14 protein-coding genes and 1 pseudogene are annotated in these 17,238 nt (G+C 59.0%); 4 read left to right on the top strand and 11 right to left on the bottom strand.

Annotation, left to right across the window (positions count from 1 at the left end; genetic code table 11):
* Positions 1-130 precede the first annotated feature (130 nt).
* The 8 genes and pseudogenes from GUY40_RS18565 to GUY40_RS18600 form a co-directional block, all read right to left on the bottom strand.
* Positions 131-1,141: a YeiH family protein gene (locus tag GUY40_RS18565; protein ID WP_166570365.1), complete on the bottom strand. Its 1,011-nt coding sequence runs from the start codon at positions 1,139-1,141 to the stop codon at positions 131-133.
* On the bottom strand, positions 1,138-1,464 hold the full coding sequence (locus tag GUY40_RS18570; protein ID WP_166570366.1) for a Rieske 2Fe-2S domain-containing protein: 327 nt from the start codon (positions 1,462-1,464) through the stop codon (positions 1,138-1,140). The genes GUY40_RS18565 and GUY40_RS18570 overlap by 4 nt, the downstream gene beginning before the upstream one ends.
* The gene (locus tag GUY40_RS18575) at positions 1,461-2,123 is read right to left on the bottom strand and encodes a DsbA family oxidoreductase (RefSeq protein ID WP_166570367.1); all 663 of its coding nucleotides are present in this window, start codon (positions 2,121-2,123) and stop codon (positions 1,461-1,463) included. The genes GUY40_RS18570 and GUY40_RS18575 overlap by 4 nt, the downstream gene beginning before the upstream one ends.
* The gene (locus GUY40_RS18580) at positions 2,120-3,451 is read right to left on the bottom strand and encodes an MFS transporter (RefSeq protein ID WP_166570368.1); all 1,332 of its coding nucleotides are present in this window, start codon (positions 3,449-3,451) and stop codon (positions 2,120-2,122) included. The genes GUY40_RS18575 and GUY40_RS18580 overlap by 4 nt, the downstream gene beginning before the upstream one ends.
* Positions 3,452-3,581: 130 nt before the next feature.
* Positions 3,582-4,634, bottom strand: coding sequence for a 3-keto-5-aminohexanoate cleavage protein (locus tag GUY40_RS18585; protein ID WP_166570369.1), 1,053 nt, complete (start codon positions 4,632-4,634; stop codon positions 3,582-3,584).
* A gap of 75 nt (positions 4,635-4,709) precedes the next feature.
* A complete protein-coding gene (locus tag GUY40_RS18590) occupies positions 4,710-5,558 on the bottom strand; it encodes a TauD/TfdA family dioxygenase (RefSeq protein WP_166570370.1) in 849 nt (282 codons plus the stop codon).
* Between the two features lie 14 nt (positions 5,559-5,572).
* A complete protein-coding gene (locus GUY40_RS18595; RefSeq protein WP_166570371.1) occupies positions 5,573-6,553 on the bottom strand; it encodes a quinone oxidoreductase in 981 nt (326 codons plus the stop codon).
* Positions 6,554-6,857: 304 nt separating this feature from the next.
* A pseudogene (locus tag GUY40_RS18600) lies at positions 6,858-7,049 on the bottom strand (hydrolase); the annotation flags it as partial.
* A 457-nt stretch (positions 7,050-7,506) separates the two neighbouring features.
* Between GUY40_RS18600 and GUY40_RS18605 the strand changes: the two are divergent.
* Positions 7,507-8,394 carry a LysR substrate-binding domain-containing protein gene (locus tag GUY40_RS18605; protein ID WP_166570372.1) on the top strand — a complete coding sequence of 296 codons (888 nt, stop codon included), beginning with the start codon at positions 7,507-7,509 and terminating at the stop codon, positions 8,392-8,394.
* 108 nt (positions 8,395-8,502) lie between these two features.
* Here GUY40_RS18605 and GUY40_RS18610 read toward each other — a convergent pair whose 3' ends face one another.
* Complete coding sequence (locus tag GUY40_RS18610; RefSeq protein WP_166570373.1) at positions 8,503-9,849, bottom strand: MFS transporter; 1,347 nt, start codon at positions 9,847-9,849, stop codon at positions 8,503-8,505.
* A gap of 71 nt (positions 9,850-9,920) precedes the next feature.
* Positions 9,921-11,117 (bottom strand): fumarylacetoacetate hydrolase family protein, encoded by a 1,197-nt coding sequence (locus GUY40_RS18615; protein WP_166570374.1) that lies wholly within the window; start codon positions 11,115-11,117, stop codon positions 9,921-9,923.
* 120 nt (positions 11,118-11,237) lie between these two features.
* Here GUY40_RS18615 and GUY40_RS18620 point away from each other — a divergent pair, with 120 nt between their 5' ends.
* From GUY40_RS18620 to GUY40_RS18630, 3 genes are all read left to right on the top strand, one after another.
* Positions 11,238-12,197, top strand: coding sequence for a LysR family transcriptional regulator (locus GUY40_RS18620; RefSeq protein ID WP_166570375.1), 960 nt, complete (start codon positions 11,238-11,240; stop codon positions 12,195-12,197).
* 168 nt (positions 12,198-12,365) lie between these two features.
* The gene (locus tag GUY40_RS18625) at positions 12,366-13,913 is read left to right on the top strand and encodes a UxaA family hydrolase (RefSeq protein ID WP_166570376.1); all 1,548 of its coding nucleotides are present in this window, start codon (positions 12,366-12,368) and stop codon (positions 13,911-13,913) included.
* A 75-nt stretch (positions 13,914-13,988) separates the two neighbouring features.
* Positions 13,989-15,569 (top strand): aldehyde dehydrogenase (NADP(+)), encoded by a 1,581-nt coding sequence (locus tag GUY40_RS18630; RefSeq protein WP_166570377.1) that lies wholly within the window; start codon positions 13,989-13,991, stop codon positions 15,567-15,569.
* 196 nt (positions 15,570-15,765) lie between these two features.
* Here GUY40_RS18630 and GUY40_RS18635 read toward each other — a convergent pair whose 3' ends face one another.
* Positions 15,766-17,235 carry an amino acid racemase gene (locus GUY40_RS18635; RefSeq protein WP_166570378.1) on the bottom strand — a complete coding sequence of 490 codons (1,470 nt, stop codon included), beginning with the start codon at positions 17,233-17,235 and terminating at the stop codon, positions 15,766-15,768.
* Positions 17,236-17,238: the final 3 nt, after the last annotated feature.

Here is a 17,238-nt window from a genome sequence, read left to right on the forward strand (position 1 = left end):
ACGCTCCTTTGCGCAAAAAAACGGCCGCCTGCTGTAACAGACGACCGCAAAAGGAGCACGTTCGAGGTACGACGCGTGACTCAGGATCGAGCTGCCCGCAACGTCGTGCAGCCCTCAATCAATCGCCGGCTTACAACCCCCAGTGCATCAGCAATAGCACCAGAACGACGAGGAAGACCGTCTCCCCCACCATCAGCAGGATGGGCTTGATGCCCACCGCGGCAAGCTCCTTGAGCTGGGTCTTCATGCCCAGGGCGCTGATGGCGACCACCAGACACCAGCGCGACAGTTCGTTGGTGAACCCCTGCACGGCCGGGACGACCCAGCCGGTACTGTTGACGCACGCGAGAATCAGGAAGCCCACGGCAAACCAGGGCAGCAACGGCGGTCGTTTACCCGTCGGGTCGGCGCCCTGCATGCGGGTAATCATCGCCGCGCAAACGATCACCGGCAGGAGCATGGCCACACGCATTAATTTGACCACGGTGGCGGTATCGCCAGTCTCGGTAGACATGCTGTAGCCAGCCCCCACCACCTGGGCGACGTCATGGATGGTGGCGCCAAGGAACACCCCGGCTTGCTGGGGATTGAGCTCGAGCCAGTTGGCGATCATCGGGTAGACGATCATGGCCATGGTCGACAGTGCCGAGACGCCAATCACCGTGAACAAAGTGGCCCGTTCCTTCTGCGGATGGCTGGGCAAAGCCGCCGCCAGCGCCAAGGCTGCCGAGGCACCGCAGATCGCCGTAGCGCCACCGGTGAGCATGCCGAACACACGCTGGAACCCCATGGCCCTGGCCGCTACCATCGAGACGATGACAGTCACCACGACCAGGCTCACCACCAGCGCTACCGGTTTCCAGCCCAGCGCGGCGATCTGCTCCAGGGTGATGCGCATCCCCAGCAGCGCCACACCGATGCGCAACACAGTGCGCGCGGTGAACTCGATACCGACCTTGCACTTGCTGTCGCCAGCAAGAAAATTCAGCGCCATGCCGAGCAGCAGCGCGAACAGCATCACCGGCGCACCATAGTGCTCGGAAAGGAAACTCGCCGCCGCCGCGACAATCAGGCTGACGATAAAACCGGGGGCCAAATCACGCGCACGGCTGTGAACATAGGCCAGAGCAATGGCACTCATACTGCGGATTCCTTGGCAGCGATGACAATGAACACCTGGCCGTTGACCACCTCGACCGGGTAGTTGGCAACCTTCACACTGTTCGAATTGAGCAGGTAGCCGCTGGCCAGGTCGAAGCGCAGGCCGTGGGCACAGCACTGAATCACCTTGCCCTCAAGGCGGCCACCACAGAGTGAGGCCCCCTGATGCGGACAGCTGTCGTCAATGGCGTAGAGCTGCCCGGCGACATTGAACAGCGCCAGGCTGCTGCCCGCCGGCTCGAACAGCGTGCGCTTGCCGAGTGCCGGAACTTTCTCGGCCGGCACCGCAATGCGCCGGCTCATGCCGATTGACTCCCGGCCGCATCCTGCGCAAGGGCTTGGTGCATGGCCTGCAACAGCACCTCTGCCGGCTGCGCACCGGACACCGCCTGGCGACGGTTGATGATGAAACAGGGCACGCCTCTGGCCCCCATCCCGCCATCGTCGTAGGGGCTGCGGGCTCCCTCCAGGCAGTCGGCCAAGGCCTCGCGCGAGTAGCCACAGGACTCGGCAATCGCCAACAGAATGGCACTGTCTCCCAGGTCCTTGCCCTCATGAAAATAGGCGGCGAACAGCCGTTCCAGCAAAGCGTCGCGCTGCGCCACGCTCCCCAGCGCAGTGGCGTTCTCCAACAGGCGATGGGCATCGGCGGTATTGGGCATCGTGCTGATGCCTCTGAAGTCGATGCTCAGGCCGACGCTGGCCGCGGCCTGCCGGACTTGCGCCTGGCGCAGGCGCACCGCCTCGGCACTGCCCAGGCGCTTTTGGTAGAACTCGGTAAAAGGCACGCCCTGCGCCGGCAGGTGCGGCAACAACTGCACTCCATGCCAGCCCAACTCCAACTCCACCTCCGGGTGGCTGGCGCGCAACTCGGCGAGCGCGCGCTCCAGCTGACGCTTGCCAATCAGGCACCAGGGGCAAATGAAATCGAAGAACACATCAATCCGCAACGGCCCCATCACGGCGACACCTCCATCGCGGCTTTAGGGTGCGTTTGATCGACCTCCCTGCCCTTCGGACGGGCGAGATCGTTGAGATAGTGCCGCCTGATGTAGAAGTACACCGCCGCCGCCGCGATGCTCATCAGCGGCACCAGCTGCAAGGCCCCGTGCAGGCCGACAAGATCAGACACCTTGCCTGTGACAAAGGGCCCCGGGGCCAGGCCGAGCAGGTTATTGACCAGGGTCAGGGTGGCGAAAGCGGTGCCATGCACCTTGTAGTGGCTCAGGTTCGCCACCATGGCAACGGTAGTACCGTTGACGCCAGTCGTCATCAGCATGGCCAGGCCGAACAGCACCAACTGGACAGGGCCGACCGGCTGAACCAAGGCCAGCGACATCAGCAGGCAACTGCCCAGGCAGAAACCAATGGAAGCGTCAATCTTGCGCACCAGAGACTGACGGCACAGGCGATCGCTGAGCATACCGCAGAGAACCGCCCCGACGCCGCAGCACAGCACCATGACGCCCGCCATAACGCCCGCCTTGCCCTCGCCCACCCCGTAATAGCGATTGAAATAGCTCGGCATCCACACGATCATGCTACCGACAACGAATGTCTGCAGGCCGCTGCCAATATAAGCGCCGATGATCGAACGAGTGCTGTACAAGGTGCGCAGCGGACGCGTGACCGCCTCTTCAGCCTTGCTCCTGACCGTGGCGAGGCGCTGCGGGGCAATACGGGCTTCCCTGACGATGATCGGGTAAAGCGCCGCCAGCAGCAGACCAAACAGCGCCATACTGGCGAACGACCAACGCCAGCCCAGCTTGATGGCAATCGCCCCGCCCAGGGAGATGCCCAACACCGAGCCAAGCATGGCGCCCGCCATGAAGGCACTGGCGAGGGTCGCACGCATGCTCCTGGGAAACACCGACACCACCACGGCGACGCCGACGCTACCGTAGGCAGCCTCGCCGACGCCCACCATGAAGCGCGCAATCAACATTTCCTGGTAGTTATTTGCCAGGGCGCAGGCCAAGGTGGCCAGGCTCCACAGCAAGGCCATCAGCGCCAGACTCTTGACCCGGCCAAAGCGGTCGGCCAGCATCGACAGAGGGATCGTCAGGAGGCCAACCATCATGGCGACGATGCCGCTAAGCAGGCCAAGCTGGCCGTCGCTCAGTACCCACTCGCTCTTGAGAATCGGGAACACGGCATTGAGTACCTGCCGTGACATGTAATCGGAAATCAATAAGCCAAAGGTCAGCGCAAACACAATCCACGCGTACCGACGCGGAATTCCAACCGAAGTATCCTCTTCATCAGCCACTGTACTGTGGTGATAGGCCATGCTGCCTCCTCGGTGTCTTGCACCCGTTTTGTTATTGTTTTTGGTCTTGCTCAACGCGTTTCAGGTTGACCGGGGCAGGACACCATTGGCTTCCAGCCCCGCTAACCGGGTGGCCTGTCAGGCCACTGGATCACCCACGCTGTGGTACGCCCTTCTGACCCGGCTTGCGGTTCGGGGCCATGCCGTTGGCCAACAGGGTTTCTTCAATCGTTTCGTACTGCACACCGATGCGGTAGATTTCCCGCGCCTCTTTGCCGGTAGCGATTTCGCGCCCCAGTTCGTGGGCAATGCGCACGGTCTGCTTGATCTGTTCCACGGAAGAGAAGCGCTTGCCGTGTTGATCGATAATGGTGTCTTCATTACCCAGGCGTGGGTGCAAGCCCATGGCCAGGGCGATGGTGTTCAGTGGCAGCACGTTCTTGAGCAACGACTCGGAGGTCAAGGTGCAACGATCCGGTACGCGATTGATGAAGTTCATCAAGTTCATCGGGTTCGGGCCGTCGAAACCGCCACCAATGCCGATCCAGGTCAGGTTCAACGGACCCTTGTAGACGCCCTTGCGCACCAGCCGCTCGAGGGTTTCGTAGGCATGGATGCCGGTCAGCTGGAAGTGCGGCTGGATATTGCTGGCCTGCAGGCGCTTGAGGTGCTCGGCAACCCAGGCTGGACCTGCCGGTACGGTCATTTCGCTATAGGCGGCATGGGTGACCGGGTCAAGCAGGGAGGTGCCTTCAATGCCTTCCGGAAACAGGAGTTCGGTGATGCTCATTTGAATGGTGTTGATGGCGATGGTGACCTGATCCGGCTTGGGCGACAACTCCGCGAGCATGTGCCGGGTATCATCGGAGAGCCACAGGGCTTCCGCGCCATCGCCTTCAGGAGCAAACGAAATCGAGCCGCCGACCTGGATGATCATGTCCGGTACGGCTTCACGCACACCGGCGATCAGCTCGTTGAACTTGGACAGACGCTTGGACCCTTTACCGTCCAGTTCACGCACATGCAAGTGCAGCACGGTGGCGCCTGCTTCATAGCAGTCGACAGCCGCCTGCACGTGCTCGTCCATGGTCAGCGGAATGTCTTGCGGGAAGTCATCCGGCATCCACTGTGGCGCGTAAGGGGCGACGGTAATCACCACCTTTTCCATGGTATCCGGGTGCAGGGAATCGTCGAAAAACTGCATGTTCATCTCCTATTTTTGTTGTTGCCCGCCCGACGAGCTCGCAGCGGACGCTTGCACGGGTGCAGGTGAGGTTGCTCAGTAGGTCTTGTCGCCAATGATCCCGGCACGTTCCATCTTGCGATGGCAGGCTGGGTAATCCATCACGGCGTAGTGCTGTGTGCTGCGGTTGTCCCAGATGGCGATGCTGTTGGGCTTCCAGCGCCAGCGCACCTGATACTCCGGAATGCTGGCCTGGCTGATCAGGTAGCGCAGCAACTCGGACGAGCCGACCGTGAAATCCTGGCCGACACGCACCCGCTCGGCGGTGTGGTAGTTGGTGAAGTGCGTCGTGAAAGAGTTGACGAACAGCACCTTCTCGCCAGTCTCTGGGTGGGTGCGCACCACCGGGTGCTCAGGGTCCGGATACTGAGCCTTGAGCGCCAGGCGCTTTTCGATCGGCATTGCCGCACCGAAGGTCGCCTCGATGCTATGGCGGGCCCGAAGGCCTTCGATGTTGGCTTTCACGTCATCCGGCAAGCGCTCGTAGGCCACCACCATATTGGCCCACATGGTGTCGCCACCCACTGGCGGGCACTCCACGCAACGCAGCACTCCCCCCAGCGGCGGCGCCTCGCGCCAGGTAGCATCGGTGTGCCAGGCATTCTCGTAATAGTCGACCGGGCTGTCCGGGTTCTTATAGACCTGCACCAGGCCGGGGTAATCCGGGTGACTGCCGACGACCGGGTGGTCCTCCAGCTCGCCGAAGCGTCGGGCAAAGGCCACGTGATCCTCGCGGCTGATCTGCTGGTCACGCAGGAACAGCACGCGATGCTTGAGCAATTGGGCGCGGATCTCGGCGAACAGGCCGGCGTCATGGACGGCATCGGCAAGCTTGACGCCAATCAGCTCTGCGCCAATGTTGCAGGTAAGTTGTTCGACTTGCATGACGGCAGACCTCCTTAGATGACGAAGATCGACGAGCCGGTGGTCTTGCGCGACTCCAGGTCACGGTGAGCCTGCACGGCGTCCTGCAAGCTGTAATGCTGGTTGATCTCGATCTTGATCCGGCCGCTCCCGACCAGGTCGAACAGCTCACCGGCCAGGTCGGCCTTCTCTGCCGGGTCGGCGATGTAATCGGCCAGTGCCGGGCGGGTCACGAACAGCGAGCCTTTCATCGCCAGTTGCGCCGGGTTGAAATCCGGGATCGGGCCGGAGGCGGTACCGACGCAGACCAACAGGCCACGACGCTTGAGTGAGTCCAGCGAGCCCGCGAAGGTGCTCTTGCCAACACTGTCGAACACCACGTTGACGCCGACGCCGTCGGTCAACTCACGCACGCGCTTGGGAAAGTCTTCGTGGCTGTAATTGATCACATGGTCGCAACCATGAGCGCGGGCAACCTCGGCCTTGGCATCGCTGGACACGGTGCCGATCACGTTCAGGCCCAACAGTTTGGCCCACTGCGAGACAATCAGGCCGACACCACCGGCGGCAGCGTGCAGCAGGATGGTGTCACCGGCCTTGAAGTCATAGATTCGCCGCATCAGGTACGAAGAAGTCAGCCCGCGCATGGTCATGGCCGCCGCGGTCTCGAAGGACATGCTTTCCGGCAACTTGATCAAGGGCGCCGCCTGGATCAGACGTTCGGTGCTGTAGGCACCCAAGGTATTGAGAAAGCCGGTGTAGGTGACACGATCCCCGACCGCCACATGAGTCACGCCCTCGCCCACCGCCTCCACTACACCGGCGGCTTCCACGCCCATGCCATTGGGCATCGGGACTGGGTAAGTGCCGTTGCGAAAATAGGTGTCGGCATAGTTCAGGCCGACAGCCACATGACGCAGCCGAACCTCGCCCGGGCCGGGATCGCCGACTTCTACCTCTTCATAGCGAAGAACCTCGGGACCACCGGTTTCATAAAAACGTACGACTTGGGCCATGCTTTTTCTCCAATCAGCGTTCTGGGCGCACTACGGCGATTACGTTGAGTGGAATGTAAGCTGCAGGCTGCCTGAGCGCTTCTCATCAGACGACAAGGCCTTTTCATTTCATGACAAGCGGCTGCTGATCTCGATAGGCCCCAAACCTTATGAATTGGACAGGCGTTCGCCACTTCCAGTAGGCGTAGCCACTGGGCTTGCTCCAGAGCACCTCGCCACTCGGACAGAAACAGGCCCCGACAGATCAGGGCCTGTTCACACACGTATAAAAGGCCACTGATGCTGACGTGGCCCCAGGTCGGCCTTACTTGTCGGCAGTGAGTTTGGTGTAGCTGGTGATCAGGTTGCGATAGTCCGGAATGTGGTTGGAGAACAGCGTTCCCAGCCCTTCGATGTCGTTGCGCCAGTCGCGGTGCAGCTCGCAGGCCAGGCCGAACCAGGTCATCAATTGTGCGCCGGCAGACGACATGCGGTTCCATGCTGACAGGTCTCTGGTTGTTAAAGTTCGCAGGGGTACTCATGACGTGCTCCTATAAGAAAGACGGCTTTGCCGCCGCAGATTGATGACAACCCCCTGTAGGAGCAAGGCTTGCCTGCGATGAAGACACCGCGTTGTATCAGGAACACAGCGGCGCCTTCATCGCGGGCAAGCCCGGCTCCTACAGTCAAATCCAGCAGGTAGACTTGGGTTTGTCAGCAGTCTGAGACGGCTTTGCCGCCGACAGGTTTCGCAATGTCAGCCAATGACACTTCGAAAATGATCACGGAGTAATCTGTCCAAAGTGGCCGCTGTTGAAGTCTGTGATGGCCGGATCTTGGGGTTCGGTAGTCATTGGAATGGACTTCACTGTCTCGAATTTGGAACGACAACAGATAATCCCGCGGGATCTGAATGGAGTGCCGCCCGCTGGATTAGACTTCAACGTATTGATATTGGAACAGCGAAGCAGAGCGTGATTAATCTCAATGAACTCTTTCTGTTCGCCAAAGTGGTCGAACACGGTGGCTTCGCACCGGCTGGCCGCGCTTTGGACATGCCCAAGTCGACGTTGAGTCGTCGGGTGAATCAATTGGAAACCCGGCTGGGTGTCCGACTGATCCAGCGCTCGACGCGCCAGTTTCAGGTCACGGAGATTGGCTACGCCTATTACCGGCATTGCGTCGCAATGATGGTGCAAGCAGAGTCGGCGCAAGACGTGATAGACCAAAATCGCTCGGAGCCACGAGGTGTGGTCCGCTTGAGCTGCACTACCCCTTTGCTGAATTACTGGGTTGCACCGCTACTGGGTAGCTTCCTGGCGCAGTGCCCAGCGGTCGAACTTTATGTGAAAAGCCACAACCGCCGGGTCGACGTCATCAGTGAGGGGTACGACCTGGCCCTGAGCCTATGTTTTCCACCGCTGGACGACAGCGAGCTGGTGATGAAAGTCTTGGCGAAAAGCCCGCAGGTATTGGTGGGCAGTGTTGCCTTTATGAATCGTTTCCCAGTCCTGGAACTGCCCGCAGATCTCAGCGATCTTCCGAGCGTTGCCTGGGACACGGCTTACTCACACTACAGTTGGCAATTGAACGGTCCAAATGGTGAAAACGCGCAAGTCAATCACGTTCCCCGACTGATCAGCGATGATATGGGGGTCCTTAAAAGCGCAGTACTCGCAGGCGTAGGCATAGCCGTTCTCCCAGAAGCAACAGTCAAGCAAGAACTGGCTGATGGTCGCTTGCTCAAGCTACTTGAACAATGGCAGCCCGTTGAAGGGGTGATCACGGCAGTATTCCCTTCCCGCCGAGGACTCCTACCCTCGGTACGGGCGTTGATTGACTTTCTGGTGAAGTCATTTTAGGAAATATCCGCTCCCATCCCCAGTAAAAAAACAGCCGAACCCCCTGAAGGCTTCGGCCATTTTCAAACGCCTGGTTTCGCGAGGCTCCTATCAAGGATTTGAGAGCACCTAGGTGTTACTCGCAACTTCAGCTGTCTGCCCCTGAGGCACCCGTTGTTGATCCTTCGATGCGCGCAACGTCCAGAGCAGGTAGACCCCCACCAGCCCCGCAGCGGACAGCGACAACATTCCGGCGCGTGGGTCGACGAACCATACCTCCATATTGGCCTTGAGCATGGGTGCAACGAAGCCACCGATATTGCCGAGGGAGCCAATGAGTGCAATACCGCCCGCTGCGGCGACACCTCCCAGATAACTGGTCGGCAGTGTCCAGAACAACGGTTGTACCGTCACGAAACCAATGGCAGCAAAACAGAAAGCCAACAACACCGGGGCAAAACTGTCGAGTAATGCCGAGGCGGCAATGCCCAGCGCCGCCATGCCCAGCATGCACATCGCCACCTTCAGGTGTGCCCCACGCCGGTCCGCATAGCGCGTCACAAAATACATGGCGACAGCAGCGCACAACCATGGCAACGAAATGAACATACCCACCTTGAAGCCGACGGTGGTACCCAGCAGCTCGGCGATTCGCGTCGGCAGGTAAAAAATGACCCCGTACACACTGACCTGGACACTGAAGTAGACCAGGATGAACTTCAGCACTCGCTTGTTGCGAACCAGACCCAGCAGGCTGCTCGGCCCATGGGCCAGCTTGAGTTTATCTTCAGCCTTGAGCTCCTGGCTCAGGGCCTCCTTCTCTTCACGGGTAAGCCAGGCGGCGTCCTCTGGCTTACTCTTGAGGTAGAACACCGCAATGATCCCCACGATGACAGCGGCCAGACCTTCAACCAGGAACATCCATTGCCAGTTGGTCAGGTTGAACATGCCATGCATTTCCAACAACCAACCCGACAACGGACTGCCTACCATCAAGGCCAATGGCAGGCCGAAATAGTAGATCCCGATGGCCTGACCGCGACGTTGAGCCGGGAACCAGTAGGTCAGATACAGGATGACGCCTGGAGAAAAACCCGCTTCGGCCACGCCGAGCAGAAAACGCAGCAGGTAAAACGTTGTTTCATCCCGCGTGAACATCATGGCTGCAGACACCAACCCCCAGGTGATCATGATCCGACTCAGCCAGACTCTTGCGCCGACCCGGTGCAACATGAGGTTGCTGGGAACTTCGAAAATCGCATAACCAATGAAGAAAATGCCTGCTCCCAGAGCGAAAGCTGCATTGCTCAAGCCAACATCGGTTTGCAGCGCCGCCTTGGCGAAGCCGACGTTGGAGCGATCGATCATTGCCAGGGCGAACATTAATGCGAGGAACGGCAACAGCTTCCATCGGCACTTGGCGATGGCGCTCTCGATTGCTGCCGCGTGATCCGGTCTTGTTGTGTTTTTGGTCATCGTGTGTGCCTTGTTATTAGATGTCCAGCGACCACTGTTTTCTATCTGCCAAGAAGCTCTGGCAGGACAAATCAGTGGGAAGATTTGCCTGCCACCAAACCGCGAGCGGCCAGGTTGCCAATCAATGCACGCAGGCCGAACGTCCATGGCGTAGCTTCATTGCTATAGGTGACGCGGTTGTGCAAAGTACCCAGCAGCGGGCTGCCGATGCTGACGCTATCGCCCTGCTTGTGGGTGAAGCCACTGCCCGGCTCTTCACGATCTTGCGTCGGGGCGAACAGCGTACCAAGGAACAGCATGAAGCCGTCCGGGTACTGGTGATCGCGGCTCACTGTCTGGGCCACCAACTCCAGCGGGTCGCGACTGATCTGCTCCATCGAACTACTGCCGTGCATGATGAAACCATCATCACCTTCGACATCCAGATCGACCACGCAGTGGCGTACATCATCCAGAGAGAAGCCTTCGTCGAACAGACGGATAAACGGGCCGATCGCGCAAGATGCATTGTTGTCCTTGGCCTTGCTCAGCAGTAATGCGCTACGACCTTCGAAGTCACGCAGATTGACGTCGTTGCCCAAGGTTGCACCCTGTATCTGGCCACGGCTGTTCACCGCCAGGACGATTTCTGGCTCAGGGTTGTTCCATTTGGATTGAGGATGAACACCCACCTCGCTGCCACTGCCGACTGAAGCGAGGACCGGAGCCTTGGTGAATATCTCGGCATCGGGACCGATGCCCACTTCCAGATATTGCGACCACAGGCCCTGCTCGATTAACACGGCCTTCAGGCGGGCCGCATCGGTCGAACCAGGTTTGATCGAACGCAGGTTATCGCCGATAGCCGCCTTGACGATGTTGCGTACGCTTTCTGCCTTGGCCGCATCCCCACCGGCCTGCTCTTCAATCACCCGCTCGATCATGCTGGCGGCGAATGTCACACCAGCGGCCTTGATAACCTGCAAGTCAACCGGTGGTAGCAGAAACGCTTTGGCCGGATCGGCGCCCGACCCCGTATTAGCCAACAGCGCTTCAATACTACCCATGTATCGACCGCGGGTACTGCGAACGGACTCAAGCGGTGAGGCGCTCTCCAGCAAATCGCTTAAAGTCGGGTAGTCCTGCGACAAATCAAACACGCCATCGGCTCGCAATACGACCGGCGACGGGCCTGAAACGTCACCAGGCACCCAGGCACGACCGATCAGGGTGCCTTGCAGTCCGTCGAGCGGGAGCGTGTTTTCACGGGTTAATTGCAGATTGGGCATAACGGGATCCAAGTCAATTCGCTGGCGATTGGGCAAAACTAGTGGACTTGGCTGATAAATCCCAATGACATATTTTCAGCATTTGATATCGTTTCGTTATCGAGCAGAATGAGCACCTTCATGGAAAACGACGAGATTTCATACGCCAGCATCAGCAAATGGCTCAAGATCAAGCACCTCATGCTGGTCGATACGCTGGCCAAGACCCGTAACATGCACACCACCGCCGAGCTGATGAATCTGACCCAGCCAGCCATCAGCAAGATGCTGCGCGACATCGAGCTGTTACTCGGTTTTGCTTTGTTTGAACGGCAAACCCGCAGCATGGCGCTGACCGAACTTGGCGAGGTGGTCGTCCGCTATGCCCGGATGACGCTGGATGACACACAATCCTTCGTTGATCAGCTCAATAAGCTGCGTAAAGGTGGACATGGTCATTTGAAAGTCGGCGCGATTTTCGCGGCGACCTCCGTCGTGCTGCCCGAGGCTATCACCAGGATCAAGCTGGATCGCCCCATGCTGTCCATCGAAGTGATAGAGCAAACCAGCAATCAACTGCTGGAAATGCTCGAGCATAAAAAACTCGACTTGATCATTGCCCGATTCACGGATGAACGTTATCAACAACCGTTCGAGTTTCGTGCGCTAGGGCCTGAACCCTTTTGCCTGGTGGTCAATAACCACCATCCCCTCGCGCAGTTCGACGAAGTGGCGACCGAGCAACTCAGCGATTGGCCTTGGGTCATGTATCCCTCCAATGCCCCCATACGTCGCCGAATGGAAAGTGCCTTCAGCGAGTTCAATATGCGCACCCCCACCAACACCGTCGAGACCATCTCGATGCCCACCTTCCTACAACTGCTGCAATCGGGACCGATGCTCGCCCTGTTGCCCGAGTCCATGGTCCAGTCGCAGGTTCAGAGCGGCTTGCTCAAAGTACTCAACACACCGTTCAAGGTAGAACCTCAGGACTACGGCATCATCACGCGCAAGGACGAACCGCTGACCGAGGCCACCCGCGAATTTGCCGATATCTTGCTGGAATTTGCCAGGCTGCGACGCGAAGCTGGCGACCGTTGAAGATAGCGTTTTCATAAAGCAGCGGCCAAACCAATGAGAAAAAGTTATCAACCAATCCAAAGGTCTCATTAGGCAGCAAGGTCCGGGAGCTCTTATAGTGCGGCGACAAAGGTATGGCGCGGCCCATTCGCCAGCGACCTCCCACGCTTTATAGCCAGAGAGTTTCCGATGGAATTGATCTTGAAAACCGGTGCAGCCGCCGTCCTGCGCCTCAATCCTCTGGACGATGTAGTGATCGCCCGTCGGCCGTTGATGCTGGGTGAAATCCTCGAACAGGAAGGCCTGACCGTGCGCCAACCTGTACCCGCTGGCCACAAAATCGCCGCGCGCCGTGTCGAAGCAGGTCAACCGTTACGTCGCTATGGGCAAATCATCGGTTTTTCGACCGAGGTTATCGAGGCGGGTGATCACGTGCATGTGCACAACCTGGCCATGGGCGACTTCGCCCGCGACTACGCCTTCAGCCTCGATCTGAAACCCGCCGCCCCCCTGAATCACGAGCCTGTATTCATGGGCCTCGTGCGCCCGGATGGTCGTGTCGCGACGCGCAACTACATCGGCATCCTGACCTCTGTGAATTGCTCGGCCACCGTGGCCCGTGCCATTGCCGACCACTTCCGACGCGACATTAACCCAGGCGCATTGCTGGCGTACCCGGCAGTCGATGGCGTGGTCGCCCTGACGCATTCCGCTGGTTGCGCCGTAGACCCCGCCGGCGAAGGCCTGGCCCTGTTGCGCCGAACCTTGGCAGGCTACGCGACCCATGCCAACTTCGCCGCCGTGTTGGTGATCGGACTGGGCTGTGAAACCAACCAGATCGAAGGCTTGCTCGACACCCAAGGGCTGAACAGGAGCCATGCACTGCGCACCTTCAGCATTCAGGACAGCGGGGGTACCGCCAAAGCGGTCGCCAGCGGCATCGCCCAGATCAAGGAGTTGCTTGAGGAGGCCAACCGGGTCAAGCGCGTACCCGTCAGTGCCAGGCACCTGATCGTGGGGTTGCAATGTGGTGGCTCGGACGGTTATTCCGGGATCACGGCCAACCCTGCGCTGGGCAATGCGGTGGACCGTCTGGTCGCCTGTGGCGGTACGGCAATCCTTTCCGAAACCCCGGAAATCTATGGTGCCGAACACCTGCTGACCCGCCGGGCAGTGAACCGCGCAGTGGGCGATAAACTCATCGCACGGATCCATTGGTGGGAGACGTATTGCGAACGCATGGGCGCAGAACTGAACAACAACCCTTCGGCCGGCAATAAAGTCGGCGGCTTGACCACTATCCTGGAAAAGTCTCTGGGCGCTGTGGCCAAGGCAGGCTCCAGCAACCTGGTCGATGTTTATGAGTATGCTCAGCCAGTCAGCGCCAAAGGTCTGGTATTCATGGACACCCCGGGCTATGACCCGGTGTCGGCCACCGGCCAGGTGGCCGGTGGCGCCAACCTGATTGCCTTCACCACTGGACGTGGCTCCGCCTATGGCTGCGCGCCCTCCCCGTCGATCAAACTGGCGACCAATACCGCGCTGTGGCGCCGCCAACGTGAAGACATGGACCTCAACTGCGGCGAAATCGCTGAAGACACGATGACCATCGAAGCGTGCGGAGAGGCCATCTTCAAACTCATGCTGCGCATCGCTTCAGGTGAACGCAGCATGAGCGAGCAGCACGGTTATGGTCAGAACGAGTTCGTGCCATGGCAGATCGGCGCGGTCACCTGAATCAACGGTCCCGCCCCTTTTACAGCCTTTGAATCCCCGCAACGGGGATTCCCTCTTCCTTTTCTGGAGCCTGAAATGTCCACGATTATCGGCCACAACTACATTGGCGGTCAGCGCAGCGCTGCCGGTAAAGTCATCGTCAGAAGCATTGATGCCAATACCGGCGAAAATCTGCCCTACAGCTTCTATCAGGCCACCCTTGAAGAAGTCGACAGCGCCGCCCTGGCGGCCGCTTCTGCCTTCCCGACCTACCGCAACCTGAGCGCTGCCAGGCGTGCTGAGTTCCTCGACGCCATCGCCGATGAACTGGACACCCTTGGCGATGACTTCGTCGCGCTGGTCTGCCGCGAAACCGCATTGCCGGCTGTCCGCATCCAGGGTGAACGCGGCCGTACCAGTGGCCAGATGCGCTTGTTCGCCAAGGTGCTGCGCCGGGGCGATTTCTACGGGGCCCGCATCGATCTGGCACTGCCTGAGCGCAAGCCATTGCCACGACCAGATTTGCGCCAGTACCGCATCGGTCTTGGCCCTGTCGCGGTGTTCGGGGCCAGTAACTTTCCGTTGGCCTTCTCCACCGCAGGTGGCGATAGCGCAGCGGCACTGGCCGCGGGGTGTCCGGTGGTGTTCAAGGCCCATAGCGGGCACATGGCAACGGCTGAGTACGTCGCTAATGCAATCATCACGGCCGCTGAACGCACCGGCATGCCAGCCGGTGTCTTCAACATGATCTACGGCGCAGGCGTAGGTGAGGCCCTGGTCAAACACCCGGCCATCCAAGCGGTCGGTTTCACCGGATCGCTCAAGGGCGGACGTGCGCTGTGCGATATGGCGGCAGCCCGGCCTCAACCGATTCCGGTATTCGCCGAGATGTCGAGCGTCAATCCGGTCGTTGTCCTGCCCCAGGCGTTGAATGTTCGTGCTGACAGCATCGCCAATGAGCTGTGCGCTTCGGTGGTCCAGGGTTGTGGTCAATTCTGTACCAATCCAGGTCTGGTGCTGGGTATTCGTTCGACGAACTTCAGCGCCTTTCAGCAGCGCCTGGCCGCGCTAATCAACGATCAACCGGCACAGACCATGCTCAACCCTGGCACTCTGGGCAGCTACGGCAAAGGCCTGCAAAAACTCCACAGCCACCCGGCTATTGAACATCTGGCTGGCGGCACCCAACAAGGTAGTCAGGCGCAACCGCAACTGTTCAAGGCCGACGTCAACCTATTGCTCAAGGGCGATGAGGTATTGCAGGAGGAAGTGTTCGGCCCGACCACAGTGATCGTCGAGGTGGCCGACCAGACGCAACTCCATGCAGCACTCAATGGCCTGCAGGGACAATTGACCGCGACCTTGATCGGTGAGCCAGGTGACTTTGCTCAATTCAGTGAACTGACTGCACTGCTGGAGCAAAAGGTTGGGCGGATCCTGCTCAACGGCTACCCGACCGGCGTGGAAGTCTGTGACTCAATGGTCCACGGCGGGCCATACCCGGCAACTTCCGATGCCCGCGGCACCTCAGTGGGGACCCTGGCGATTGACCGGTTCCTGCGCCCTGTATGCTTCCAGAACTTCCCGGACTCATTGCTACCCGATGCACTAAAAGATGCCAACCCGCTGGGTATCTCTCGCCTGGTTGACGGGCAAGCCGTTCGCGACAGTCTGTAAGGATTTCGGTTTCACACGCGAAGAGCCAGTCATGGGCTCTTCGCTCACCTGCGACGCTGGACTAAGGCTCATGGGAGCTAGCCCGATACTTCGCTTATTGAAGTGAGCCCCCACCACTCGCAACGAAAAAGCGGTTCATGAAGGCGGAGCTCAGTAAGTCCTCTGATCTCAGCTCAACGGCCGTGAGGCGCGGAACCTAGTTTTCTCGCGACAACTCGATGCATTTCAGTGCAAGGATGGTCGTGGGATCTACCAGTGGCACAACGTGGTCATTGATTTGGAACACTTCGCAATGATCCAGCACCAATGGCAACTCCGTACATCCCAGGATCAGAACCCCTGCCCCTAGCTCGCACAAGTGCTCCGCAGCCAGCAGCAATTGCTCTTTACAGATGCCATCTGTAAACCCCGCTTTGATACCGCGCTCACCGTAGATAGCCTCCATGACCATCTCTTGGTAATCGATACCCGGCGTGATTATTTGCAGCCCAGCCCACCGTGCCGCTTCGTGGTAGACCTGACTCTGGATCGTCCCTGATGTAGCCAACAGTCCGATTGCTTTGCCCGAGCCGTATTTCTGCACAATTGACTCCACCGTCTCAGTCAGCATGTTGACGATGGGAATTCGAAGATGGGTTTGAATACGCTCAACAAAGGCATGCGCGGTATTGCATGGAATTGCAATGGCATTAGCGCCTGCGCTCTCAAGGCGCTTGCAGGTAGCGTACATGGCCATGGTCGGATCAGTTTCGTCTCGGAGCAAATTGGCCGTACGATCCGGAATCTGGGGGTTTTGCTCAACCACCATTTTGATGTGTTCCTGGTCCTTGCCCGCAGGCGTGTTCGCGACCACTTTACCCATAAAGTCTACGGTCGCTGCAGGCCCCACACCGCCCACAATGCCGAGCTTGAAAGGTGGACGGCCAGGCTGGCCTTTCTCCAGCGTCGCAAAGTTCGCATAGACCTCATTGATGTCCAAAGCGGTTATGCCACGTCGCTGGAGGTCGGAACAGACCAGAGAAAGTTCCGTCATACCTGGGACGATGATCGCAGCTCCCTGCGCCTGCAACGATAGGCATGCCTGATAAACAGACTCAAGCGGTACACCTTCAAGGTGGCCGTCCTTGATGCCGTTGACACCGTACATTGCTTCCATCAACGCAGCTTGTGCTTGAGTATCCGGATACACAATTTTGAAGTCGCTTCCCAGATAGCGCTCAAACAAACCCGAGTGTCGAACAAAGTCCGAGGCAATGACCCCTAACGTCGTCCCCCCTTCCACCACATGACCGATGTGCTGTTTCAAAGCATCCATCATGTCCAGAACGGGGATACCGAACTCTTCCTGAATTTCAGCGCGAAACGTATGACTGGCGAAACACGGAAGCATGACGGCATCGACGCCACTTTCTTCAAAGGATTTGCACACCTGGAAAACGTAAAACTTCCTGGAGGTCATGTTCGCCTGCTTGTCCAAGGGCAGCAATAAGTCCTTGAACGGGTGTTGTTCGAACAGGAAGTGATAACGGCCTTGATCCTCTAGTACCGCCCTGGACTTGACCAGCTTGTAGAAGAGATCGCCACCCGCCAGGGAGCCAAGCCCTCCTACGATTCCAAGCTTGCGAACAACGTGAGTCTCACTGGAAGGCTTTGATTTACTCTTCATGAC

This window comes from Pseudomonas sp. R5(2019) (assembly GCF_009905435.1).
Taxonomy (GTDB): Bacteria; Pseudomonadota; Gammaproteobacteria; order Pseudomonadales; family Pseudomonadaceae; genus Aquipseudomonas.

What these genes read in the sequence shown, in the direction of transcription:
- GUY40_RS18620 (WP_166570375.1), top strand. Translation starts at nt 11,238, where the DNA reads ATGGAAAACGACGAGATTTCATACGCCAGCATCAGCAAATGGCTCAAG.
- GUY40_RS18610 (WP_166570373.1), bottom strand. Translation starts at nt 9,849, where the DNA reads ATGACCAAAAACACAACAAGACCGGATCACGCGGCAGCAATCGAGAGC.
- GUY40_RS18565 (WP_166570365.1), bottom strand. Translation starts at nt 1,141, where the DNA reads ATGAGTGCCATTGCTCTGGCCTATGTTCACAGCCGTGCGCGTGATTTG.
- GUY40_RS18615 (WP_166570374.1), bottom strand. Translation starts at nt 11,117, where the DNA reads ATGCCCAATCTGCAATTAACCCGTGAAAACACGCTCCCGCTCGACGGA.
- GUY40_RS18625 (WP_166570376.1), top strand. Translation starts at nt 12,366, where the DNA reads ATGGAATTGATCTTGAAAACCGGTGCAGCCGCCGTCCTGCGCCTCAAT.
- GUY40_RS18595 (WP_166570371.1), bottom strand. Translation starts at nt 6,553, where the DNA reads ATGGCCCAAGTCGTACGTTTTTATGAAACCGGTGGTCCCGAGGTTCTT.
- GUY40_RS18590 (WP_166570370.1), bottom strand. Translation starts at nt 5,558, where the DNA reads ATGCAAGTCGAACAACTTACCTGCAACATTGGCGCAGAGCTGATTGGC.
- GUY40_RS18585 (WP_166570369.1), bottom strand. Translation starts at nt 4,634, where the DNA reads ATGCAGTTTTTCGACGATTCCCTGCACCCGGATACCATGGAAAAGGTG.
- GUY40_RS18630 (WP_166570377.1), top strand. Translation starts at nt 13,989, where the DNA reads ATGTCCACGATTATCGGCCACAACTACATTGGCGGTCAGCGCAGCGCT.
- GUY40_RS18570 (WP_166570366.1), bottom strand. Translation starts at nt 1,464, where the DNA reads ATGAGCCGGCGCATTGCGGTGCCGGCCGAGAAAGTTCCGGCACTCGGC.
- GUY40_RS18580 (WP_166570368.1), bottom strand. Translation starts at nt 3,451, where the DNA reads ATGGCCTATCACCACAGTACAGTGGCTGATGAAGAGGATACTTCGGTT.
- GUY40_RS18635 (WP_166570378.1), bottom strand. Translation starts at nt 17,235, where the DNA reads ATGAAGAGTAAATCAAAGCCTTCCAGTGAGACTCACGTTGTTCGCAAG.